This window comes from uncultured Anaerovibrio sp. (assembly GCA_902786545.1).
Lineage (GTDB): Bacteria > Bacillota > Negativicutes > Selenomonadales > Selenomonadaceae > Anaerovibrio.
On the sequence record CADACU010000025.1, the window covers coordinates 1 to 23,750 of the forward strand.

25 protein-coding genes are annotated in these 23,750 nt (G+C 42.1%); 2 read left to right on the forward strand and 23 right to left on the reverse strand.

All coding sequences use genetic code 11. The features are described 5' to 3' along the window. Positions 1-127: 127 nt before the first annotated feature. From QZV24_RS06350 to QZV24_RS06430, 17 genes are all read right to left on the reverse strand, one after another. Positions 128-1,996, reverse strand: a complete 1,869-nt coding sequence (locus QZV24_RS06350; protein ID WP_294521645.1) for an AbiA family abortive infection protein — start codon at positions 1,994-1,996, stop codon at positions 128-130. Between the two features lie 61 nt (positions 1,997-2,057). Next, on the reverse strand, positions 2,058-3,371 hold the full coding sequence (locus QZV24_RS06355; protein WP_294521649.1) for a restriction endonuclease subunit S: 1,314 nt from the start codon (positions 3,369-3,371) through the stop codon (positions 2,058-2,060). An 18-nt stretch (positions 3,372-3,389) separates the two neighbouring features. Further along, a complete protein-coding gene (locus QZV24_RS06360) occupies positions 3,390-3,623 on the reverse strand; it encodes a type II toxin-antitoxin system MqsA family antitoxin (protein WP_294521656.1) in 234 nt (77 codons plus the stop codon). Further along, a complete protein-coding gene (locus QZV24_RS06365; RefSeq protein WP_294521659.1) occupies positions 3,620-3,937 on the reverse strand; it encodes a DUF4258 domain-containing protein in 318 nt (105 codons plus the stop codon). The genes QZV24_RS06360 and QZV24_RS06365 overlap by 4 nt, the downstream gene beginning before the upstream one ends. Positions 3,938-3,985: 48 nt before the next feature. Continuing rightward, the gene (locus tag QZV24_RS06370; RefSeq protein WP_294521662.1) at positions 3,986-5,392 is read right to left on the reverse strand and encodes an N-6 DNA methylase; all 1,407 of its coding nucleotides are present in this window, start codon (positions 5,390-5,392) and stop codon (positions 3,986-3,988) included. Then, on the reverse strand, positions 5,389-8,661 hold the full coding sequence (gene hsdR / locus QZV24_RS06375; protein WP_294521665.1) for a type I restriction-modification system endonuclease: 3,273 nt from the start codon (positions 8,659-8,661) through the stop codon (positions 5,389-5,391). The genes QZV24_RS06370 and hsdR overlap by 4 nt, the downstream gene beginning before the upstream one ends. A gap of 125 nt (positions 8,662-8,786) precedes the next feature. Further along, positions 8,787-9,536 carry a tRNA (guanosine(37)-N1)-methyltransferase TrmD gene (gene trmD, locus QZV24_RS06380; protein ID WP_294521669.1) on the reverse strand — a complete coding sequence of 250 codons (750 nt, stop codon included), beginning with the start codon at positions 9,534-9,536 and terminating at the stop codon, positions 8,787-8,789. Continuing rightward, positions 9,536-10,054 (reverse strand): ribosome maturation factor RimM, encoded by a 519-nt coding sequence (gene rimM, locus QZV24_RS06385; protein WP_290655307.1) that lies wholly within the window; start codon positions 10,052-10,054, stop codon positions 9,536-9,538. Before rimM ends, trmD begins: the two co-directional genes overlap by 1 nt. Beyond that, positions 10,026-10,433 (reverse strand): YlqD family protein, encoded by a 408-nt coding sequence (locus QZV24_RS06390; protein WP_294521674.1) that lies wholly within the window; start codon positions 10,431-10,433, stop codon positions 10,026-10,028. The genes rimM and QZV24_RS06390 overlap by 29 nt, the downstream gene beginning before the upstream one ends. A gap of 76 nt (positions 10,434-10,509) precedes the next feature. After that, positions 10,510-10,740 (reverse strand): KH domain-containing protein, encoded by a 231-nt coding sequence (locus tag QZV24_RS06395; protein WP_290655305.1) that lies wholly within the window; start codon positions 10,738-10,740, stop codon positions 10,510-10,512. A gap of 14 nt (positions 10,741-10,754) precedes the next feature. Next, on the reverse strand, positions 10,755-11,030 hold the full coding sequence (gene rpsP, locus QZV24_RS06400; protein WP_290655304.1) for a 30S ribosomal protein S16: 276 nt from the start codon (positions 11,028-11,030) through the stop codon (positions 10,755-10,757). 72 nt (positions 11,031-11,102) lie between these two features. Further along, entirely contained in the window at positions 11,103-12,458 is a 1,356-nt protein-coding gene (gene ffh / locus QZV24_RS06405; RefSeq protein WP_290655303.1) for a signal recognition particle protein, read from the reverse strand. Then, positions 12,455-12,814: a YlxM family DNA-binding protein gene (ylxM, locus tag QZV24_RS06410; RefSeq protein WP_294521715.1), complete on the reverse strand. Its 360-nt coding sequence runs from the start codon at positions 12,812-12,814 to the stop codon at positions 12,455-12,457. Before ylxM ends, ffh begins: the two co-directional genes overlap by 4 nt. Before the next feature lie 164 nt (positions 12,815-12,978). Next, positions 12,979-13,767 carry a hypothetical protein gene (locus tag QZV24_RS06415; protein WP_294521718.1) on the reverse strand — a complete coding sequence of 263 codons (789 nt, stop codon included), beginning with the start codon at positions 13,765-13,767 and terminating at the stop codon, positions 12,979-12,981. A gap of 60 nt (positions 13,768-13,827) precedes the next feature. After that, positions 13,828-14,235: a hypothetical protein gene (locus QZV24_RS06420; protein ID WP_294521721.1), complete on the reverse strand. Its 408-nt coding sequence runs from the start codon at positions 14,233-14,235 to the stop codon at positions 13,828-13,830. Positions 14,236-14,322: 87 nt separating this feature from the next. Next, positions 14,323-15,165, reverse strand: a complete 843-nt coding sequence (locus QZV24_RS06425; protein ID WP_294521724.1) for a DUF89 domain-containing protein — start codon at positions 15,163-15,165, stop codon at positions 14,323-14,325. A 97-nt stretch (positions 15,166-15,262) separates the two neighbouring features. Further along, entirely contained in the window at positions 15,263-16,636 is a 1,374-nt protein-coding gene (locus QZV24_RS06430) for a hypothetical protein (protein ID WP_294521726.1), read from the reverse strand. Between the two features lie 121 nt (positions 16,637-16,757). Between QZV24_RS06430 and QZV24_RS06435 the strand changes: the two genes are divergently transcribed. Further along, positions 16,758-17,951 carry a multidrug effflux MFS transporter gene (locus QZV24_RS06435; RefSeq protein ID WP_294521728.1) on the forward strand — a complete coding sequence of 398 codons (1,194 nt, stop codon included), beginning with the start codon at positions 16,758-16,760 and terminating at the stop codon, positions 17,949-17,951. Between the two features lie 109 nt (positions 17,952-18,060). Here the strand turns inward: QZV24_RS06435 and QZV24_RS06440 are convergent, their stop codons facing one another. The 5 genes from QZV24_RS06440 to QZV24_RS06460 all read right to left on the reverse strand — a co-directional run bounded on the left by QZV24_RS06440 (position 18,061) and on the right by QZV24_RS06460 (position 22,345). Then, positions 18,061-18,678: a flavodoxin family protein gene (locus tag QZV24_RS06440; RefSeq protein ID WP_294521731.1), complete on the reverse strand. Its 618-nt coding sequence runs from the start codon at positions 18,676-18,678 to the stop codon at positions 18,061-18,063. Between the two features lie 197 nt (positions 18,679-18,875). Further along, a complete protein-coding gene (locus QZV24_RS06445) occupies positions 18,876-20,000 on the reverse strand; it encodes an MBL fold metallo-hydrolase (protein WP_294521734.1) in 1,125 nt (374 codons plus the stop codon). 15 nt (positions 20,001-20,015) lie between these two features. Then, positions 20,016-21,041: a DUF362 domain-containing protein gene (locus QZV24_RS06450; protein WP_294521737.1), complete on the reverse strand. Its 1,026-nt coding sequence runs from the start codon at positions 21,039-21,041 to the stop codon at positions 20,016-20,018. A gap of 291 nt (positions 21,042-21,332) precedes the next feature. Further along, on the reverse strand, positions 21,333-21,851 hold the full coding sequence (locus QZV24_RS06455) for a flavodoxin (RefSeq protein ID WP_294521740.1): 519 nt from the start codon (positions 21,849-21,851) through the stop codon (positions 21,333-21,335). 65 nt (positions 21,852-21,916) lie between these two features. Continuing rightward, entirely contained in the window at positions 21,917-22,345 is a 429-nt protein-coding gene (locus tag QZV24_RS06460; protein WP_294521742.1) for a nuclear transport factor 2 family protein, read from the reverse strand. A 174-nt stretch (positions 22,346-22,519) separates the two neighbouring features. Here QZV24_RS06460 and QZV24_RS06465 point away from each other — a divergent pair, with 174 nt between their 5' ends. Further along, entirely contained in the window at positions 22,520-23,407 is an 888-nt protein-coding gene (locus QZV24_RS06465) for a LysR family transcriptional regulator (protein ID WP_294521747.1), read from the forward strand. A gap of 219 nt (positions 23,408-23,626) precedes the next feature. Here the strand turns inward: QZV24_RS06465 and QZV24_RS06470 are convergent. Continuing rightward, positions 23,627-23,750, reverse strand: a 124-nt coding sequence (locus tag QZV24_RS06470; protein ID WP_294521750.1) for an IS3 family transposase, incomplete at its 5' end; no start/stop codon positions are given.

Genomic DNA, 23,750 nt, shown 5'->3' on the forward strand with positions numbered 1-23,750 from the left:
TCTATTGTACCAAGTTTTGAGGCTTTGCGCCTTTTTTATCTTCTGAGATATACAGTTTTCAAGGAACTACGCGTGTTTCAGGTGTGGGAAGTTTAAGTAATTAGACTTACCGCAATACCGTCTTTAACTAAAGATTATGTATCATAATATATTGATGAATCAGATTGTCAAGTTCTCTACAAATATCCATCAACTCACTACTTGATCCATTATCATCAATCAGTTCCGCAGATGAATGAGATAATGGGTTAGCGTTCCTCAAATCATGTGCTTTATCTATTACTGCAGCACCACCATCTATTTTGCCATATAATTTTTTTAGTTCCTTAACCTTGTAATACAATCTATAATTTGGCGTTTTGCACTTCGAATCTTTGCCAGACAGAAAAGCTATATCAGCTGAGATTCGATCAAAAAAGTTTTTATAATACGCATACCCTGCGAGATAATTTCCTTTATCCTGCTCGCAAAAACTCATAAAAAATAAGAAAACTGCTTTTACATCATATGCAATACAACGCAAATACTGATTCCATTTAACTGGATATATTTGATTAATAAAACTTCTTTTACAACTATTATCATAATACGAATAAAGTTCAGAACAGTTCGCTTTTATCACTTGCAACAAATCAATATGTTGAAATTTACTCTGAATAAGATAGGCGATTGCGATAGTTGTATCATATGAGTTCCATTCACCACTTCTTGATCTTATAAACAACTGATTGAGCATCGCTTTTACTGCATTATCATTCCCAGATTGCATCACCATCACAGAAAGTCTTTTCGGATCCAACGATAAGAACGATACATCTCGATTAATTATTTGAACTAATAATCTTGATACACTTGGTTGTTTTAGCTCAGTTTGGTTCTCATAAACTAGATAGTTGAATACCTCTTCCGGCGTGAATTCAATATTATCATTACTAAAATGCTTTTCTATAATTTCACTATATTTAGCATTTGTTATCCCACAATCACAGAGTACTTCATATATCTCATCCAAAAATTCCTGTAACTTACCTATAAAAAAGCTGCCAATATCACTTTCATTACCATAAACGAACTCATCATACAAAGACTTCTTGAGTTCTTCATTTATCTCTGATGTTTCTCGCAATACACATTTTTTTGTATTTAATGCAAGACCATGCTGTTTCAAAATTGATGAGTACGCATTCTTGACTGTATTAAGTACAGGTATCAGTTCATCAAAGTTCTTTTCAGATGAAAAAAGAATATAGAGATCATCAACATATCGAATCATCTTAAAAGAAGATATATCATTCACCTTTGAATCAATAAAGTCATACAACTCGCAATCGATATTATCAAGATAAATAACTGTAGCCAAATATGAGGATGCCATGCTGTTTTCAACCAGAGGGAAATAACCATCTCCAATATAAACCAGAAGTTCCTTAAGTAACATCAGTGTAGTTTGTGATAAACGCTGCTCACTTCTATTACATATTTCATTTATTTGACTAATTAATTCATTGATACTGATATTTCCATAAAAACCTGCGATATCAGTTTTTATGAAATATTGGTATTGTTCTTTTCTAGCATTAATCGCCTTAAAGAAAGCATCATAATCTTGTTTATATTTAGGATGTTTTAATTCATAGTTCCCTGCATAATATACACACACCTCTGTTGGTCGTTGTGACACATACCGGATTGATATTTCCTTTCCCACAGCCTGAAGTACAAGAAACAAGATTGGCGAAATCAAAGACGATTTTCTAAAGCTACCATCAGTTTTTTGAATATAATTTTCAGAACGACGCATTACCTCAGGAAATAATACAAAACCACCATTTTTTATGTATTTGTTATAAAAATTTTCTCCAGCAATTTCAGTTTTATCTTCATCTGTCAATTTTGAAAATGGAAACCACTGCAGGTAAGCCTTATGAATGTCGGCATGAAGTGAGAAATACATCTCACATATCTCTTTCCATGTATCATATGAAATACCAAACATTTTTCATTCCTATCGTATTCTTATACTCAACAATTATAGATGTGAAGGAAGAACATCCCCGTTATACTACTGTCGTGAGACATTTCTTTAACAATTCTTTTGCACTTTCCTCCGCCGGGTTGTTGGTGCCCAGCTCGCCTCGGAAGGCCTTGGCAAGGATAGATTTTTTTATGGTTTCGATGGTGGCCAATGATGCTTCACAGGATTCGCAAATGGATTTTTCTTTGTCTAAGAACTTGTCCAAAAGGCGAACAATTTCTTTTTGTTCAGGTAAAGTCGGCATTTTTATCAATAATTTTTGCATACCCTTACGACTTATTGTATTTTGTCCAGCACTAGACACCATATTTTCTTCAATATAATGTCTATAAAAGTTCGTTCTTGCAAATAAACACATAAACTTGGCTGAAACATTTTCTTTATACTTTATTCTAATCAAATGGTCACAATATGCCCATTTATCAGGCATTGACACATAGATTTGCCGACCGACATTATCTCTTGACCCATTAACTCGTATCATTAACACATCACCATCTTGTAATGTATACTTAACCTGCTCCACATCATCAAGAACAATAAGTCGTAAATCACTGGTTATTATATGTTCTGTACCAACATCTGCCAATCTTAATACAATGTATTTTTCTCCCTTTTCTCCCCTACGCTTTGACAAGCCATTTTGCATTTTATTAATACAATCATCAAAACCTCTATCTTCCCAACTATCATCTGCAACTCCATTTTCCTTACGCCATTGAGCGGTGAGTTGGCCAGTAAAAGCCTGATGAAGAATAGCAGCTTTACGATTTTCCGCCCCATCAAGGACATTTTGGATTTTCTCCTTGGCTTCATCCAGCTTGGCAAAGAGGGACTCTATACGGGAAACAATACGCTGTTGCTCTGAAAGTGGGGGTAACACAAAATTCATTTTTCTTATTATAGGAAAATGCCGCCTGTATCCCAAATCTGGTATTGCCATATTATATAGACCATAATAATAAAATTTTGGAAGGAAACAATTTATAGGGCACAAAACTTTTACACCATCAGCACCTTGTATAAATCGGAAATCTATATATTTTATTCTTCGTGTGTGGTCACCAAATACAATTGCTGGTAATTTGCCGTTATATACAAATGTTTTATCATCGCTATATCCACCGACTAAATCTTCACCTTGATCTACGATGGGATATTTACCTACTTCGTTATACTCCTTCTGCTTTATTTTCTTTTTACTGCTAGAAACATTCTGATAAGTAATATCGAACCTTACCCAACACCAATTATCCGGTAACCTATAAGGCCATGCTCCTTCCGGTACCAAGGCATTATTCATCTTTTCTACTATTGTAAGTTGCTTTTTTGACATATACCCCTCATAAATAACTCACGCAGCCGATGAATAATTCACAATAAAAATCTTGCTGGCGACCTTTTCAAGATGTTCAAGAATGTCATCAATTCGCTCCATTACCGAAGCTGAAAACACTGTCTCGCCACATTGGTCACACTTATAACAAGGAACATTTTCAATAATTACATAACAATTATTCAGGTTAGCAAAATAACTTTCGGTTGCCGGCTTCATATCTCCAGATTTACATACTAAACAATTCATCATTTATCTCGCCTCCTGGTCTTAAGGTCATCTTCCCATTTTTCTGCTGAAGGATAATATGCCGTAATTATACGGCTTGAGCTACCTTCGTCACTCATTACAACATGTATGGTTTTTAAATCAACAGTCTCACCAATAATCAAACAACTGGGATAGGGATAATCATCAGGATATTGCTCAATTATTTCACCTGTTTTTACAGCATTCCGAATATCCTTAGTTTTTATGCCTCTTTGTCGAAATCGTTCTGTGGCATGAGCTGTGACAAACACTTTATCATTTTCATAATATGTGAGTATTTTTTCTATTTCTATCATTTAATTATACCACTTCACTCAAACATACATAAAGTCAACCGCCTTGGCTTACAATGCTTTTAGTTCCTGCACCACAGCCCGCAGCAAGTCCACGGCTTCCTCCAGCTCATCCGCAGCATTTTCCGCACTTTCCACCGGGTCCGGCAGGTCTTCATAGTCTATAATACTGTCGTCCTTGATAAGGCCCAAATCCAAGGTGTTGCCATTGGCGGCTATTTCCTCTCGGGTGAACTTCTGCCACCGTTCATCTGCTACCTTGGTTCTGTCCTCGGCCTCATAGGCCTTGATAAAGTCATCAAAATCCGCTGACTTTAAAGGATTGGTCTTGCCAAAGGAAGGCATATTGGTTCTAAGGTCATAGAACCAAACCTCCTGGGTATTACCCTTATCTGTTTTTCCTCTGGTGAAGAACAGCACATTGGTCTTTACCCCCTGGGCATAGAAAATGCCCGTAGGCAGACGCAAAATGGTGTGGAGATTACATTTATCCAGCAAATCGCAACGAATTTTCTCCCCATCCCCATCGGCAAACAGTACATTATCCGGCAGAACTACGGCGGCTCTGGCTTTGCCGTCATTTTTCAGACTGCGGTAAATATGCTGCAAAAAATTCAGTTGCTTGTTGCTGGTCAGGAATGTTAAATCATCCCGGCTGGCCCGCTCACCGCCTCTTTTGGTACCAAAAGGCGGATTAGTCAATACCACATCATAGTCCTTTAGGCTTTTTCCCGCCTCTGAAAGAGTATCTCCCAAGGTAATTTTACCATTGATATCATGAAGCATGGCGTTCATCAAAGCCAAGCGATGGGTATCGTGTACCAACTCACAACCGGTGAAGGCCTCATTATATTCAAAGGCCGCCTGATCACTGTCACAGTCCATAAAGTCATTGCTGTGCTTCTTCACATACATAAAGGCACTTATCATAAAACCAAAGGTACCACAGGCCGGGTCATTGCAACGCTCGCCCACTTGCGGCTTAACCAGCTTGGTCATTACATCAATAAGCACCCGAGGGGTAAAATACTGTCCCGCCCCAGACTTTTTCTCGTTAGCGTTTTTTTCCAACAAGCCCTCGTAAAGATTGCCCAACTCTTCTTCCTTGGCAGAATACCAGTCCAATTCATCAATAGAGGTGATAATCTTTTTCAGATTATTAGGCTCATCAATGTTACTGGCAGCTCCCTGGTAAATTTCCCGAATACGGCCGGTAGAGTTTTCTCCCAAATGCTGCAACAATTCCTTATAAAACTTCTTTAAAGGCAAACCGTCTTTTTCTGCCAAGTCATCCCAACGATACCCCGCCGGAATATTGACTTCGCTGCCGGTTTCCTTGGCCATTTTCAAAAACAATATATAAGTAAGCTCTGTCACATACTGATGGTAGGTTATGCCATCATCCCGCAATACATTACACAAATTCCAAAGTTTTGCTACTATCTCCTGGGTATTCAACCAGCTTCCCCTCCATCGTCATACATATATCTGTTCAAATCACTAATAATGCTATCCAGTTGATCATTAAGAAGCTCATTTATCTTTTTAAAGCCGCCTTTTCCCTTAAAGCGTGAGTCCTGCTCAAAGGCTGCTTTATTTATTATAGGTTCCTTTTGCAGATAGTCCCCTATCATCTTTATCCATGTTTCCTGCATGGCCGTGAATTTATAATTCTTTTTCAGCCGTTTTATGGCCTTATCCACTTTTTCTTTATGGCCCACCAATGGTGAACCAATGGCATAGCGACGCACCAAACTGATAATATCTGCCATAATTTCCTCGTTGCTCATAGCCGATACAGCAGAATTTAACTGGGTAATGGTAAATCCTTCGTAATCCAATTTGGAAAGCAGTTCCTTCAGGCTTTCCCGAGTCAAGTCACTTGGGCGGGTACAGATAATATTCAGTGCCGCCACTTCGTTCTGGTTTTCCTTCACATATTTTGTAAACTGCTCAATATAATCTTCAGGGCGCACAGCCGTGCCATAGCCCCGCTTATGCTCCTTGATTTCATCCTCTTTGCCATCAATCACTACCGGAATAACATACTGAACATTTTTGGTACGCTGCAATTCGGCAAAAACGGCCTTATCTTTAAGCAATTTTTCCTTGGCTGATACCACATCCATAGTTGCCAGCTTTCTGGCATATTGAGTAGGTGTCAGTCCACCGGTCATATTGGCAAACTGCTCCTCTTTTTCCTTGGTAATGCTGGCTGCTTTTCGATGAATTTTGGATATCACCTGATTTAGCTGAAACCGCAACACCTTTTCCTGTGTATCTTGAGTTTCTTCCAAGGTTTCAATCAGCTCTATCAGACTGATGGATGGATTGGTGGTCACCGGTTTCATATTACTGTCAATGGCTTCATAAAGCATGACTCCATCATAGATGTCAAAATGGTCCTTATTGATAGATGGACATAGACGAGTGGCCCGGCCCAGCATCTGTTCAAAGAGAATACGGCTCTTGACCCGACGCAAAAATACCAGCTTGGTAATTTTAGGCACATCAATACCAGTCGTCAACAAATCCACTGTGACAACAATATTGGGGAACTGTTCATTTTTAAATTTGATGATAGCTTCCTGTATTTTCTTCTGATTGCCGTTTTCTATGCTGCCTGTGATTTTCATAATAGCATCATTATCCACATCAAAAGGAGCATAGATATTTTTCAGGATATCCACTATCATGTCGGCGTGATGATCATTTACAGCATAAATCAAGGTTTTGCCCATGGATGGGTCCAATGGATTGATGTCCTTGGCCACTTCTTCCAGCACAACCTTGTTGAAATTTTCCGATATAACCTTGCGATTGAAATCATCAATATCAAAATCCAGCTCATCCTCCAGTTTGTCGATATTGGTGATTTCCCCGGTAACCGGGTCATATATGGCAGCCGAGTCACCTTTTTTGTATTTAATGCCTTCCGAGCTAAGCTTTGTGGTGATATTATGCGGTGCGTCATGATCTACCAAATATCCATCCACTACTGCTTCACGATAACTGTAGGTAAATACCGGCTCCCCAAAAATCTGGACTGTATGCAGAGCTGGGGTGGCTGTAAGAGCAATCTTCACACAATCAAAATATTCGATGATGGAACGATACTTGCTCTGAAAATCACGTTGGTCTCGGAAAGAAATTTCTTCCTCAGTCATCATTTTGTCAAGAGTATAACCCCGATGAGCTTCATCAATGATTATTAAATCAAAATCAGAAACCGCCGGCTTTTCTTCTCCATCATTATAGAGAATACGCTGTATCATCCCCTGAACCGTGGTCACTTGTACTCTGGTCTCCCGGTCAATGAGCTTGTCATCCAGCCCCTTGATGTTATAAATCTTTTCCAGAGGCATAAGTTCTTCCAGCTTTACATCCTTGAACACATCATGAGCCTGGACCCCCAAGGAATTTCTATCGACCAAAAAGAGTATCCGCTTAAACCGATTTGTTTTCAAGAAGCGATAGATCATCCCCAGAATGGTTCTGGTTTTACCAGTACCGGTAGCCATAGCCAGCAGACAAGTCTGGGCCCCGGAAATTATAGCCTTTTCCGCTTCTTCAATAGCTCTTATCTGATATTCCCGCAAATTTAGCCCATCAGGGTCCCGCAATAAATCTTGGGACAAATTTTGCAGTGCCCTATTGCCGGCTTCCACATCCTTTTCCAACAAATCATTGAAACCAACAGGACTTATCCAGCCCCTTAGCGGCTTGGAAATATTGCTCTTTTTACGCAAGTCAAGGAACCAAACCCCAGACTTGGTTTTTAGTTGTTCCAGATAAGGTCGGCCGTTGGTAGCAAAGGTAAAGGGAACCTTATATTCTCCCCAAGTACCAATAATATATTGTTCATCCTCCGGACGAATATCTCTGGCATATTGCTTACCCTGAAAATCTATGACAGTTGATACATCTTTATGGGAAGCCTTGGCTTCGATCACTGCCACCAGCTTTAAACCAATAAATAGGACATAGTCCGCAGAGCCATCCTGCCCTTTATTAGAGCGAGTTGGCCATTCGGCAATAGCAATACACCTGCCCCGTTCTGGCCGAGTTCCCTTGGAATAGCGTAATACGGCGGTATCTGCTTCCCAACCCACCTGCCGCAGTTGTTCGTCAATAAGCAAACGGGTTTCTGCTTCCGTTTTTCTTCGTCCATTAGCCACTTGGGCTGCTTTTTTCTGCCGTACACTAAGGGCAATTTTCTTGGTCTTTTTCGCCTTATGAGCTGCCTCGGACAAAAGTTGTTGTTCCAGACTGTCCTCTGTAATATCTTCTATCTGCTGCTGAGCGATTGCTGAAGGCATAACAAAAACAGCCTGTTTGGCTTCAAAATCCAATGAAGTGCCGTACACCTCCTGGAACCAAGCAGCAAGGCTATGAATTATGGGAAGATAACGCTTACATTCTTCCAGGTCATCAACACCCTTATGCACCGCACCATTGCGCAATTTTCGCAGTTCATGGAATAACTGGGCCATATCTTCATCCAGCAAATCCTCCCGCCGGAGCCTATTTATACGGTTCGACGCATCATTGGGATAAGGAAGTTCGATTTTATCAAAATCAAAAATCAAATTAATGATAGTTTCCCCCATCTGCCCCATTTTAAACAGGCAGGAATTTGAGTCACTATACAGATATTGCTCAGCATAACAACCATATTTGTATAATATTGGAAAATCTGTTTCAAGAAATGAGAAATTTGATTTCATTTTCTTCTCCCTCTTGTCTACCACCAATTCGCCTAACAACTACTTAAAATGGTATCACACCGCAATTCCTATATCAAGTATCAAAAAAAGACCATGACAAGCTGCATTGGCAAATTGTCATAGTCTTAGTTATTAGTTTCCAAGCTCTGTTTTAACAGCTCAATGTATTTTTGGTCCGCTTCACTCAATTCAGCTGTTTGCAGCAAATCAGGCCGATTTTTCAAGGTTATTTCCAGAGATTTTTCCCGGCGCCACTTGGCAATTTTGGCATGGTCCCCCGAAAGAAGAATATCAGGTACAGTTAGTCCCTCAAACTCTCTGGGACGAGTATACTGGGGATGCTCCAAAAGGCCATTATAAAACGAATCCGTAGGTGCCGACTCTTCTGATCCCAGTACCCCCGGCAACATTCGGGCCACAGCATCGGTAATAATCATGGCCGGCAGTTCTCCGCCAGTCAGCACATAATCTCCGATGGAAATGATTTCATCAGCCAGATTCTCACTAATGCGGGCATCAAAGCCCTCATAATGACCACAAATAAAGATAAGCTGGTCATATTGGGCCAGCTCCCGAGCCTTGGCCTGGTTAAACACACAGCCCTCCGGGCTCATTAACAATACCCGCCGGTTAACAAAATCGGTATTCTCTTTGACATGCCGAACCGCCTTAAATACCGGCTCCGGCTTCATAACCATACCACTGCCGCCGCCAAATGGCGTATCATCCACCTGCTGATGTTTGCCCTCGGCAAAATCCCGTGGATTGGTAATATTTATATCCAAAATACCATTTTCCACGGCCCGTCGGATAATACTGTCCCCAAAGGGACCATCAAACATGGCCGGAAACAGGGATAAAATGTCAATTCTCATCAGGCTTCCTCCGGCATATCAACGACCATACGGCCCTCCGGAATATTGATTTCCTTTACCACAGCCTTTAAAGCCGGTATCAAAAGCTGCTTGGCTTCGCCTTTTTTCGAAGTCACATAAACATCATTGCTGCCGGTCTTTAACACCTCAGTAACAAATCCCAGAGACTGGCCCTCCATATCAAACACCTCCAGGCCGATAATGTCAAAGGTATAATATTCCCCTTCCTCCAGCGGCATGGCATCCTTTTTATCGATATAGAGCAGTTCACCGGTCAAGCGGCTTACTTCCTCCCGGACCTTATACTGCTTAAACTTAACAATCACGAACTGCTTGTGGTATTTTACATCCTCCACATCCAGCAACTCGCCACCAATATAAACCTGTTTTAATTCTTCAAACCGCTCCGGAAAATCCGTCAATGGAATGACGCGGAGCTCGCCACGAATACCGTGAGGAGCTCCTGCTTTTCCAATGACAATACGATTATCAGCTGCGGATGGCGATGATGACATCATCTTCAACCACTACCTCCACATTAAACTGGTCACGAACATTGTCACCCTTCTTCAATTCAACAAACCGCTCGGTAGTACCCTGAACGATTTCTGCACCAAGAACCAGCTTCTCGGTGTCAGCAATCTGTGCCTCGGTCTGAGCCACAAAATCCTCCCGCTTCTGGCGTTCAATGCCAAAATGCTGGTGAATCATCTCAATCTCTTCCTGATTATCCTCGCCGACCTCATTCAAAGCACGGTTTTCCTGAATGTTAATCTGCTGAATTTCCAACTGGGCCTGGCTGATACGATTGTGGAAATCCTCCAACATAGACGCTCTCAGCTTTTCAGTCAGCTTTGCCTTGATGGTCATAGGAAATTTTACCATTACACTATCCATTATAAAATCCTCCAATTATAGAAATTGCGGCAAGCATCCCCTAAAAGTGGACATTGCCGCATATTAAGCCGATGCCTCAGCTTACAATTTCTACATTTACTTTTTTATTCTCGCGGGTTGCAGCGGCCTTGACAACAGTGCGCAATGCCTTGGCAATGCGCCCCTGTTTACCAATTACCTTCCCCATGTCCTCAGTAGCAACATGAAGTTCATAGATGACTACATTATCTTCTTCCTTTTCGTTGATTACAACAGCGGAAGTATTGTCTACCAAGGACTTAGCGATAATCTCAACTATCTCTTTCATGCCCTGCCTCTTTCTTAGTTCTTAGCATGCTTAGCTGCATCAAACTTTGCCATAATGCCCTGCTTAGAGAACAAGGAACGAACGGTATCAGTAGGCTGTGCGCCCTTTGCCATCCATTCGAGAGCCTTCTCTTCGTCGATATTTACAACTGCTGGCTCCTTAGTGGAGTCATAGTTACCAACAACTTCGATGAAACGGCCATCACGAGGAGCACGGGAATCAGCTACAACAATACGATAGAATGGAGCCTTCTTGGCACCCATACGGTTCAAACGAATCTTTACTGCCATTTTGAAATTCACCTCCTTAAAAGTGGTATATCTAAACTCTATAAAATAGAAGATATACTTAATGTAAATATATCAATGCATGAATGGAAGCTTAAAGCCACCAAAGCCTTTCTTGCCACCCTGCATCTTTTTAACCTTCTTCATCATCTTGCGCATTTCCTCGAACTGCTTTAACAGCCGGTTTACATCCTGCACTCTGGTACCGCTTCCAGCAGCTATACGCTTGCGTCGGCTACCGTTGATGATGCTTGTGTTGGCTCGTTCCTTGGCAGTCATAGACCGGATAATAGCCTCCACCTGGCGCATCTCCTTGCCATTCAGGTCAAGCTCTCTGTCGCCCAGCTTCTTCTTTATATCCCCCATGCCGGGAATCATGCCCATAATTTGCTCTAACGAACCCAGCTTTTTGATTTGCTGCATTTGGTTAAGGAAGTCATCCAGGGTGAAATCATCCTTTCTGAGCTTCTTTTCCATTTCCTTGGCCTGGTTCAGGTCAAAGGTTTCCTGGGCCTTTTCAATCAGGGAAAGCACATCCCCCATTCCCAGTATACGGGATGCCATTCTGTCAGGATAAAACGGCTCCAAAGCCTCCAGCTTCTCACCCATGCCCACAAACTTCACCGGACAGCCGGTGACAGCTTTCACGGAAAGGGCCGCACCACCACGGGAATCACCGTCCAGCTTGGTCAGTACCAAACCGTCCAGTCCCAAATCGTTGTTAAAGCTCTCTGCCACATTTATGGCGTCCTGACCAGTCATTGCGTCAACCACCAAAAGTATCTCATGGGGTTTTATCTGGGTCTTAATATCCTTTAATTCCTGCATCAGCTCTTCATTAACATGAAGTCGGCCGGCAGTATCTATTATAACCACATCATTAGCATGGGTAAAGGCATAATTCAGGGATGACTTGGCAATAGTCACCGCATCAGTGCCCGGCTCCATAGAAAACACCGGAATGTCCAGTTGCTTACCAATAACCTGCAGCTGAGTAACTGCCGCCGGACGATAAATATCCGCTGCCACCAGCACCGGACGCTTACCCTGTTTTTTCAAGGAAAGTCCCAGCTTGCCAGCCGAAGTGGTTTTACCGGCACCCTGCAGACCAACCATCATAATAATAGTCGGTGGATTGGGTGACATATTGATTCGGCTCTGGGAACCGCCCATCAATTCTGTTAATTCCTCATTAACAATCTTGATAACCAGCTGAGCCGGGGTCAAGGCCTCCATTACATCCTGTCCGATGGCCCGTTCCTTTACTTTTTTTACAAAGTCCTTTACGACCTTGAAATTAACATCTGCCTCCAGAAGTGCCATCCGCACTTCCCGCATGGCTTCGTTGACATCATCCTCCGTCAGCTTGCCATGTCCCCGCAGCTTTTTAAATGTATTTTGCAGCCTATCGGCCAAACCCTCAAAAATCAATCTAATTCCTCCTGAACCTTGCTGGTATATGGAGCAAGCTTCATAAGTATATGGGCAATTTTTTCTTCATCCAGTGCAGAAAGGCTGGAAATATCTTCATACAGCCCAGTAAGTTCCTGTTGCTGTTCCTTTAGTCTTTTGGCCAACCCAAGCTTTTCCTCATAGCCAGCCATAATCTGCTCCGAGCGGTGCAGAATATCATATACAGCCTGGCGAGAAACAGCCAATTCCTCACCGATTTCTGACATAGAAAAATCCTCAAAAAGATGCATACTTAAACATTTTTGTTGCTTATCTGTAAGCAGAGGTCCATATATGTCAAAGAGCTCTGCCAGATATAACCGCTGTTCAAGCATTCGAGACACCTTCTTTCAAGGCATAGCTTTTTCCAACATATGTTATTATATCACGCTTTATATCCTTGTCAAGTATTTTTACTTGTCGGATAAAAATCTTATCATACAACAAAATAAAAGCCGACTAACAATATGCTAATCGGCTTTCTGGTCATTCCTTCAGTTTACCGTAAAAATTCCAGCCCCTTGCCGGCATTTTCTTTTTTATCTTTCCACCTGAGTACGCCTTCCCGCATAATTAGTTCACAGCTACCATCACTGTATACATTTATGTCATTTTCCTTGCCATTATCGTATACAATGCAGTCTGTGCATATTCCATTGCCTGGGCAGACCAAAATGGCCTTTTCCTTGTCATACCGGCAGCTGTAATACCACTCTCGGCTTTCCATAGCGCTTTTCGCCCAAGTAATTGTCGCTATATACTTATTATCCTTTTTTTCAATAACTGCTGTAGCACGGCCACATGCCCATACCCCAAGGTAATCATTTGGTGAAATCCCCTCGGTGTTACCATATTTTTTGTTGTCCTGGGAACGAATAAAATGCATCTTTCCGTCCTGACCGGACCACAGGTCAGTCTGCAATGAGCCATCATCATTTTTGGCAAAACCAGCCCAATTCTTGCCATCATTTTCATCAAAGATGTACCACAAGCTGCTGGTGCCATCAGGATGCGGTTCAGCAGTCACCCGAATGGTGCCGTATGCTTTGCCGCCCCCTTTATAGGCCAGTTCATATGTGCCGTCAGCCTTTATCGTCAGAGTCCGCGGGTCCAATACTCCATCCTCGAACCATGTCCCCACAATTCCCTGAATACTTGAATCCACCACTGTATCATTTTGGTTCGCCTGAACCTTTTCCTCCTGTTGTCCACAGCCCAAAACCATACAGGCCACTACTACAAGTGCTAAAACATACCGAAGCTTACTAATAATTGATTTTGCCGTCATCAATATCGTCTCCTTACCACACTTGCCTTTACTAGCATGCACATTACAGCTCAGCAGTTATTAACCAGCAGAACGCACCCAATGGGTAGTAGCTTTGGTTTTTTTCCAGCGATATTTAGCATGATATTCCGGAATACTGTCATTATGCACATAGAAAGTAAAGCTTTGCATATCGCCAGGCCCCAAAGCCATAGGCTCCGGATAATAATAGATATCTGTATCCGCCCACAGAAGGTCTCCATTTTCATCATAAACAGCCAAATCAAATTTTGACCACTCAGGATTAGCCTGCTGATCACCGGTATTCTCGTAATACCCCTCGATAGTTATTTCCCCCGGAGAATTCAGATAAACATGATTTAAGCGGAAGTCGATATGAGGCTTCGCTTCGGCCCATTGTGGCATAACTGCAATGCAGATAGCCATGATGGCAAAAAACGCCCAAAACCTTGATACCATCTTTTTCATAAAATCCCTCCCATATTTTTTTCAATTTCCTTACCTATTTAATACATTATCCACTTACCCGCTTGCAATAGTGCTAAGGAACTATTTTTACCATTCTTCCACCAAAAGTCCGGTCAGCTTAGGGACATTAAACCTTTCCGTGAACACATCACATTTGCACAAAAAGGAATAGAAGACATGTTTCCCCTGCCCGCACAAGGATTCATAATTCCCTTGCCCTTTTGCCAATATCACCTCCGCTTTTTCCAATGCCTCCCTGCCTTCATCTGAAAGCATATGAAGCACTGTCCCGGCTACCGGCGCGCCATTTGAAATAACTCTGGCCAGAGTATTTATTCCCACATATTCGGCATCCTCCATTGTAGCATCGTTTATTACCTCATCTCCCCGAACCATCACTGTAACATTCAGGTCCGGAAATCTTTTTTTCAGCTGTTCAATAAAAAGCTTGTCCAAAACTATTTCGCCACAGTTGTCTGTTATCAGCAAAAACTCCTTTGCCCTTCGGCACTGCTGTATAAAGGACCCCATAACCTTTTCATCATCATCACTAAATGATGCCTTGTCAAACAATGACAAAAATGTTTGTTCATCAACATTTTTCATTGCCCCAAAATCAATGTAATTGCCAATCCGGGCATACATCAGAGCGGCTTTCAATGGATTATCACTGCGCTCAATCTGCCGACGAATGCTACTTTCCATTGATAACACCAGGTCATTGAACTTTTTCTTGATCTCCTTGTACGGAGACGCTTTGCCGCAGCATCGTTCATATGCCTTGGCGAACTGATAAATCAAATAGGGTGCTGTGTCATTTTCAGTCCTGTTAGCAATAATTGACCTGACCTCAGATAAATAGCCTTCATTGTCGGTTAAATGTACAACCTTGTCATACAAGCATTCTGCGCAGCTTTCTATAACTTTCATAATTCACCTTTCTCCTAGAATATACAATCTAATAATTGCAAACAAATAAGAAAACAATTAAAACATCATTAACGCAAACATGATTCTACACATACAACTACAGCATTGCACTTACTATCTCTTTACGGATATATTTTCCTTCATTGAACGCTGATGCCAAATTTACTCCATTGCACATGCAGTTCGCCAACAAGCTTTCACATCTGGAAAGCATAAACATGGCATAAATGTAATTAACCAAATTATCCTCAACGCTATTATAGTAGCTCTCATCAGAACTTTGCAGTTTCTCCAGCTCAGAAATATATTTTACCTGCTTAAATTCTTCTTTGGTGTGGCGTTCTTGAGCTACAGCTATAATTTTTTCCGGAAAAGCTGCCCGCATCCGTTCAAGATAATAATCGTCTTCCGTCGCCAAAAAAATCTTATCATAGTTGTATTGCTTTACTCTCTCGTCAATGAAGCGGATACAATCTTCAATATTGGCAGGACGGAAAATTCCCACATAATTGGCCACTATAACATCAGTTCCTCTAAGAAGAACACCAAGAACTTTTTTATTTCCTATAACCTCATCTGCATATTCGTGCATCTGCTCTACAAAAACAGGATTTAAAATTTTAAGATCGATATTAGCCTCATGCCTGTCCATAAATGATGTCAATACGAAACAATTAAAGGATTTTACATAGATAGTATTGTTAGCATTCATATCTTCCGGTTCTTCTTCAATGGAAAAATATTTGCTAAAGGTAGATTGCCGATAACGGGTACAGCCTGGCTCCAAAAAAACCTTTATATTATGCCGTTGCAAAGCCTGTTTGGCCTTGTTGTATGATGACAAAATACTCCCTATTCCCTCGGTTTTTCGGATGGACAATTCCAGATACTTAATTTGCTTTATCGGTAGGTCTGTAAGCCATTGAAAGATAAACAGAGAATGAAACAGCCCCAATGAACTGAAACGATCCGTGCTTACAATGTTAGCATAAAAGCTTTTCTGAACATAAATGGCGTTTTCTGACAAGGGCTTATCGCCAATTGTTACCTGGGGCTTCAGCCACGGAAACAGCAATATATTGATATCTTTAAAACGAACAGCCAAGGATGTATTTTTAAGTACCAGCATGGCAATGGCGATGGTGTATTCGTTGGTATCTTCAAAGAATATTTCTTCAAAACCATCCAACAAATACAAATTTATTTTATCCAAATCATTTTCGTCATAACAATAATACGGGGGAAATATCATCTCTTCCCGATAAAAGTCACTGTCAGGAAAGCTGGCATCATTTTTGGCCTGTATATCATTATCGGTATAAACAAGGTCAAAATCCTGTACCCCTTCATTTTGAACATGAAATCTTTTCTCACCTTTTAATACATATTGCAATGCCTTATGAAAAATTTGTGGCTCATTGACCAGCGTTCTATAGTTGCGATTATTATCATATTCTTGGATTTGTAACATTTTTAACCTCCAAATATGGTAAAATGAACTTGTCGGAAACCCTTTCGACAAGCTAAGGATTTATTCCTGCATTAACCTCCCAAATAAGAATATTATATTGTTATCAAAAGGATTTGTCTTTATGAATCGAATAAAAATCAGACAGCTTCGCCTGGCATTATTTCTTGCCTTGCTTACGGCCTTGGCCCCCCTGTCCAATGATATGTATTTACCTGCATTGCCTATACTGAGCTCACATTTTTCCATTTCCACATCATTGGTACAGCTAACATTAACCATGACAACGGTCGGTATTGCCCTTGGACAGATTTTCGCCGGACCAGTCAGTGATTATATGGGACGGCGGTCACCATTGCTCCTGGGTATTATAATTTTTTGTCTGGCAGCCCTGGGCTGTGTATATGCCGACAACATATGGTTGTTTTTGCTTTGCCGATTCATTTTAGGTTTTTGCGGTGCCAGTGGCATTGTTATAGCCACGGCCATTGCCCGTGATATTTACGAAGGCACCGATTTAACTCGTTTCCTCGCCATATTGATTATGCTGAACGGACTTGCACCGATTCTCGCTCCGATTATTGGTGGTCAAATCCTCCTTTTGGGCACATGGCGTGATATTTTTGTATTACTGTTTTTCATCGGTATTATGTTGTTACTTTCAACTTTTCTCTTCACTGAAACCTTGCCAGCCCAGATGCGAATCAATAATATCGGGTGTGCATTCAAGCAGTATATAGACCTTTTTCTTGATCATTATTTTTTCAGCCATTGCCTGCTTCAGTGCTTCACCTTCGGGGCATTTTTTGCCTATATTGCCGGCTCATCCTTCCTGTTTCAAAAAATATATGGTGTGTCTCCTCAAGCTTACAGCCTAATTTTCGGCGGTATCGGGCTGGGATTGATGCTTATGGGCAGTGTTTCCGCCAAGCTGGCTGGACAGGTATCCAATATCAGATTATTAAAATACGCTACACATACTTCCTTTTTGGGCAGTATTCTGCTGTTTATCCTATTCCTTGCTGACGGATCAATATTTGTAACCTACCCAGTCCTGTTTGTGACCATCATTCCCCTGTCCGTAGTTGGTGCATCAAGCTTTTCTATGGCACTGGCCAAACAGGGCCATAACGCTGGCAGCGCCTCGGCTTTTTTAGGCTTTTCCCAATTACTTCTGGGCGGAGCAATAATGCCTTTGGTAGGTATTGCCGGAGATGATACCCCAATCCCCATGGTGGTACTTATGATTGCAGGTTATGGTCTTGCCATTTGGTGCTACTATAAACGGATTGCCCCAGCGCATTATCCGGAAAGATAGTATTTTCAAATAATACGCTGTAATCCTCCCACATACACTCTCAACCAAACACAAAAGAGCAGAGCTACCCGGCTCTGCTCTTCGTATTGTCCATTGCTGCCTGAAATTCTTATCTGATAAAGTTAGTTGGCTGCCATGGTTCTTGATTTGGCAAGCCATACTTCTCCTTTCCCAAAGCTATGCTTTTCATTAAAAATGCCATATTTCGGCCCAAAGTTCGCATAGTCTGTAAGCCCTCCAAATCCTGCTCAGCTTCGCCTTTCCCAGCACCATGGACACTATTCCAGTACTGACTGGAGGCTATCGGCATACCGCAAATCGTAAAATATTTGTTCAGGGCATCAAAGGTAGCCGAGCAACCACCCCGACGGGCCACAGCTATTCCAGCTCCTACCTTCATGGTCTTATCAAACTTACAGCTCATAAACAGACGGTCCAAAAAAGAAAGTACCGTACCATTTGGTGAAGCATAATACACAGGTGTTGCCACTACCAAGCCATCAGCCGCCTCAAACTTTGGCGCCAGCTGGTTTACCTCATCATCAAAAACGCATTTCTTGTTTTCAGCACAGGAATAACAGCCGATGCACCCACGAATGGCCTTGTTGCCAATCTGCACCACCTCTGATTCCACACCTTCCTGGTTAAATGTTTTCACCAGTTCATTTACAGCAATTGTTGTATTACCATTCACCCGAGGACTTCCATTGATAATAAGAACCTTCATACTAAAACTCTCCTTCAATTAAACTTTCATAAAACATCCAAACACACAAAATCTCCATTCTTTATTCGTCAAAGCATGACAATAATCCTGCCAAAACGAATGTTAGCTTTATTCTCGTGATAGGATAATCGGGAATACTAAACGAGCAGAGCCCCCAATGACTCTGCTCAGTTCTTTTCAGCATATAACTATGGCAATCAAAGCATTTTTTCCCACCATTTCCCGAATGCCTGTAATGATATTTCGTCTATGCTGACTGCCTCACCGATTTCCGGAGTAAGGAGTTGATAATCTTTTCCCTGCGAGGCTTCTGTTAGCTTCTGATAAGGCTCCTGCCACGGGTGACGGGCCAAAGCAAATTTGCCCCCATGGGCTGGTAATAGCGCCCTTGCCCCCACATCCACTGCCGCCTGAGCCGTTTCATCCGGCAATAGGTGAATGGCATGCCAGGCCATATTATACTGGCCATTTTCCCCCAACATCAGGTCAAATCCACCAAACTGTTTTCCAATGGCCTTAAAATGCTCACCATATCCCCCGTCTCCACTGTAATACACTTTATTCTTAGGGGTAACAAAGGCAAACCCACACCATAAAGTCAGATTTTGCGTAAGAAAACGACCCGAAAAATGCTGTGACGGCAGAATATGAATAGAAAAATCTTCTGCAATTTTTATTTCCTTATCCCAATCTTCTTCGTGAAGGATTTGCAGGTCGAACCCCCACTGCTCAAAATATTCTCCTACCCCCAGAGGGCAAACGATATTTTTGATTTTGTCTTTTAAAGACATTATTGTTGGATAATCCAGATGATCCCAATGGTCATGGGAAATAGCCAACACATCAATATCCGGCATATCAGCAGCAGTATAGATATTGCTGCCTGAAAAGGCTTTATTGATGAAAAACACTGGTGAGGCATAAGAGCTGAACACCGGATCAATTAAAATTCGCCGTCCCCCCAACTGCATATAAAAGGTGGAATGCCCCATCCACACCACCAAATCCTGTTTGATATCCAGTTTTTTCAAGTCAGTTTTATGGGACAACATAGGCTCCTTGGGGGAAAGGGCTGACTTATCCCCAAATAGAAATTTGGCGGTAGCAACAAACCGATTTTCCCCACTGTCATCACTCATCACCTGTACCGGCACTAGATTTTGAAACTTACCGTTGATGTAATGGGGTGAAGCCTGAATGCGGGCCAAGCGCTCCCCCTGGGGCAACCGGCCAAATTCCGGTCGATGTATAAAGCTATATCCCCCCAGAGAGAGCATTCCGGCCGTCGCCAGTCCGCCAATAATAAAGTTTCGTCTATTCATGCGCGTTCACCATTTTCACACCACTTCAATCAGCTCATACTGGTCGTTGCCCAGACCAAGCTCCTTCATAGCCGATAATTGGCGCAAGCCCTCCCGGCTTTCAATGCGCTCAATAAGGTCATTTTTACGGGAATCCTTAAAATTATATACCAAATCAATAGAGGCCTGGTCAATAGCCAAAATATCCGTTGAAGCCAATATACCGATATCCGGGATAACCGGCTCCGCTGCACTGGTTCCGGCGCAATCACAGTCCACTGACATACGCCTCATCACATTTATAAATGTAATATTCTTGCCAAAATGATCACAAATAGCCTTACCGCTGTCCGCCATAAGCTCCATAAAGAGACCACCCATGACCCATTTTCCATAATCCTGCACACCATGAACCTGCAGCTTGCCCTTTTTGCCTGAGGCACAGCCAATGGCGATATTTTTCAATGAACCGCCAAAGCCGCCCATGGCATGGCCTTTGAAATGGGTAAGCACCACCAGGGAATCATAGTTAGTCAAATGGCTTCCCACAGCCACCTCTTTAAGATGTAAACCGTTCTTTACCGGGAAATTCACATCCCCTTCTTCATCGATTATATCCACCGGGCAAAAGGTCCAACCGTTAGTCTGCAAGGTTTCCCGATGCTGCTGCGTAGTAGACCGGGGTCCTCCATAGGCCACATTGGCCTCGATAATGGTACTGTTTGGTATCTGGCTCTGGAAGGCTTGTACCATATCCCGTGGTAAAATATTGGGACCATGGGGCTCACCAGTATGGAGCTTGATTGCTATTTTGCCACTTATTTCACTATTAACCTTCCCATACAGCTTCTGAAGGTGCTCTGCATCTATATGCTTGGTAAAATATACCTTCGACTTAGCTGACGCTTGTACAGCTGCTTTATTGGCATTTGATGCAGGAACTGTACTATCTGCGGCTTTTGCTCCACAGTCTGTTACAAATCCCGACAATCCGGTAAGACCTGCTCCGGCAATGGCCACACTTGCCATTTTCACAAAATTGCGTCGTGACAAATTGGACATAACATTATCCCTCCTAAGCCGTAAATTCTATACTTCTTCCTATGCAAAAGAATATCATAAATTTAAAATTTGTTAAATAAGACTTATTCAGTGGGAGATTTATACGCCCACTGAATGTAGTCGAATTAATCCAGAGCTTACGGGGCTTTTCTCCCACCTAAGAGGGGGGGAACTTCGCACCCGTTAGCGTGGGGTTAAACCTGCTCATACGCCGGTTTCCAGGCAGCAAACTGAATCAACTGTTCATCGGTTCTGTATTAGTTTTTTATTATTGATAATATTTTTTTCATTTTACTTTAAATTCCTTTCTGCCCAGGCCACTACCTGCGCCTCGGATCTTCCAGCAGAGCCGCCATGAATAGCTAAGCCTTCACCTACGATTGCTCCCTTACAGTATTTCTTTAACGCTTCCGGAGCACCAGATAAACCACTACCTTCATGAGTCATAAGCGGGAATACCATTTTACCGGCAAAATCCAAGGCTTCAAGCTGGGTAAATACGGCACAAGGATAAGTCCCCCACCAGCATGGGCCAGCCACGACAATGTTGTCATATTCTGCCACCGAATCCAGCATTTTCACCAATTCCGGGCGGGCATTATTGTACAGCTCCTCTTTGGCTTCAATTGTACACTGGGTATAATCCGTAGAATAGGCTTTTTGCGTCTCTATCTCAAAAATGTCCGCTCCTACGGCTTTTTTTATATATTCTGCACATATTTCCGTATTGCCCTTTGGCAAATCCACAATACTGCCATTTACATAATTCTGCCCCTTACGGGAATAATAGATTACCAATGTCTTTGCCATAAATACCACTAAATTCCTTTCGTATACATACCAATTGCCTTACTTACATTACTTATTAGCACCAATCACACCATCTGCTTCTTGGTAATCACAAAATGCTGTTCACGCTCTTTGATAAGCCACTTGCCCTCCTGCTTCACCAGCTTATCCGTATAGCGGATGTAGTTGTCCGACACCACATCATGTCCGTTTTCCTCCATCACCAGGGCCGCCCGGCAGTAATGTACATCCGTAGCCCTATCGCCTTCCACTGTAATTACCTGCTGACCGTTTTGATGGTGTGAGGCCTTGATACCACCGGTAAAGGCACTGAACTGTTTTTCCAGCGTATCCCGCCCATGAATATCCATGGTGAGCTTATCCCCCATATAGACCATAACATGAACATCCTCGGTAAAATAAACCATCTGGGCCGGCACATTGCACTCCAGATTGGCAAAACCATCAATAACCTCACGAATTGCTTCTTTTGCTTCTAAAATCTCCAATGACATTTGATATTCCCCTTTCATCACATCTGTATTTACTTTTGTGATTATATTATAGCCGCCTCTTATCGAAATATCTAATCGTAAGTTTAGATTATTGATTTAATTTTTTTATTAAAAACATTGTTTTTTACCACGCCAACCGTTATACTGCACATATAAACAAAGGAGGCCTCACCGATGAACACCAAACAGATGGAATATATATTGGAACTGGCGCAGGTGCTGAATTTCAACCGTGCAGCCGAAAATCTCTTTATTTCCCAGCCCACACTCACCTATCAAATAAAACTGGTGGAAAAGGAAATTGGCTTTGATATTTTTGAACGATCCGGAAAAGGAGCTGCTCTCACCCCTGCAGGGGGCCAATTCGTGGGAACACTACGCTCTATATACAATCAACTGTTTGCCGCCATTGAACAGGGACAAAATTTTAGTGCCAAATACAAGGAAAGTATCAGCATAACCTTGCCTATACGCTCCGCCATCTATTTTCTTCCCCAAGTCATCGCCCAATTCAGCCGCAGCTTTCCTGAAGTCTCTATAGTTGCCAACTTTGACTGGAAGGACGGGCAAAACGCTTTTTTAAAGGGAGAGCATGATGTGACCTTTGCCATGGAATACACCTTGAAACGGGTACCAGACATTATTTGCCACCATCTGTTTGATAGCAAAATATATCTTATTACGGAGAAAAACGATCCCTTAACAAAAAAGCCGCTGGTTTTACCCAGCGACTTAAAAGGTCGTACACTTATGGTAGGCGGTGGCTCACCGCCTATGTTACGCGCCCTGCAGCAGCGTATGATTCAGGAAATTCATGTAGATTACTTCAACAGTCCCGACCATGACACCACCTTAACCAATGTGGCGGCCCATCGAGGGGTATGTCTGGCCCCCGGCTTTCTGAACGATCATAACGGTGAATTTGCCTGGCTTAACTTCGACAGCAATGTAATCATTCCTTGTGGGATATATACCCACAAAAATGATCAACGGGAATCCCTTCGTGCCTTCATAAAGCTATTGCAGCATTTCTACCTCGACCAGCCGAATTTTAAGGTTTGATTAATTATAAGCATATAGCGTCTTGGTTTCCGCTTGCAGGATTTTGCTGGCAAAACCTTCGTGAACAGCAAATTCATCAATACTTCCTCTCCTTTACTTCTTCGACAATTTTTTTGCTAAATCCTTGAATAAAAAAATCCCATTGACCAGTCCGTGACTGTAGTGACCCCATAAAGTTAGACCTTAACGGTAGTAGCAATTATTTGCTGCTACCGTTTTTTATGCTGCGGCATGACGTAAACGATAGTCGACTGGGCTGAGCCATCCCAGCTTAGCTTTGATTCTTTGTTTATTGTAGTATGTGATGTAATGTCGGATTGCTCGTTCCAGTTCGTCAAAGCTG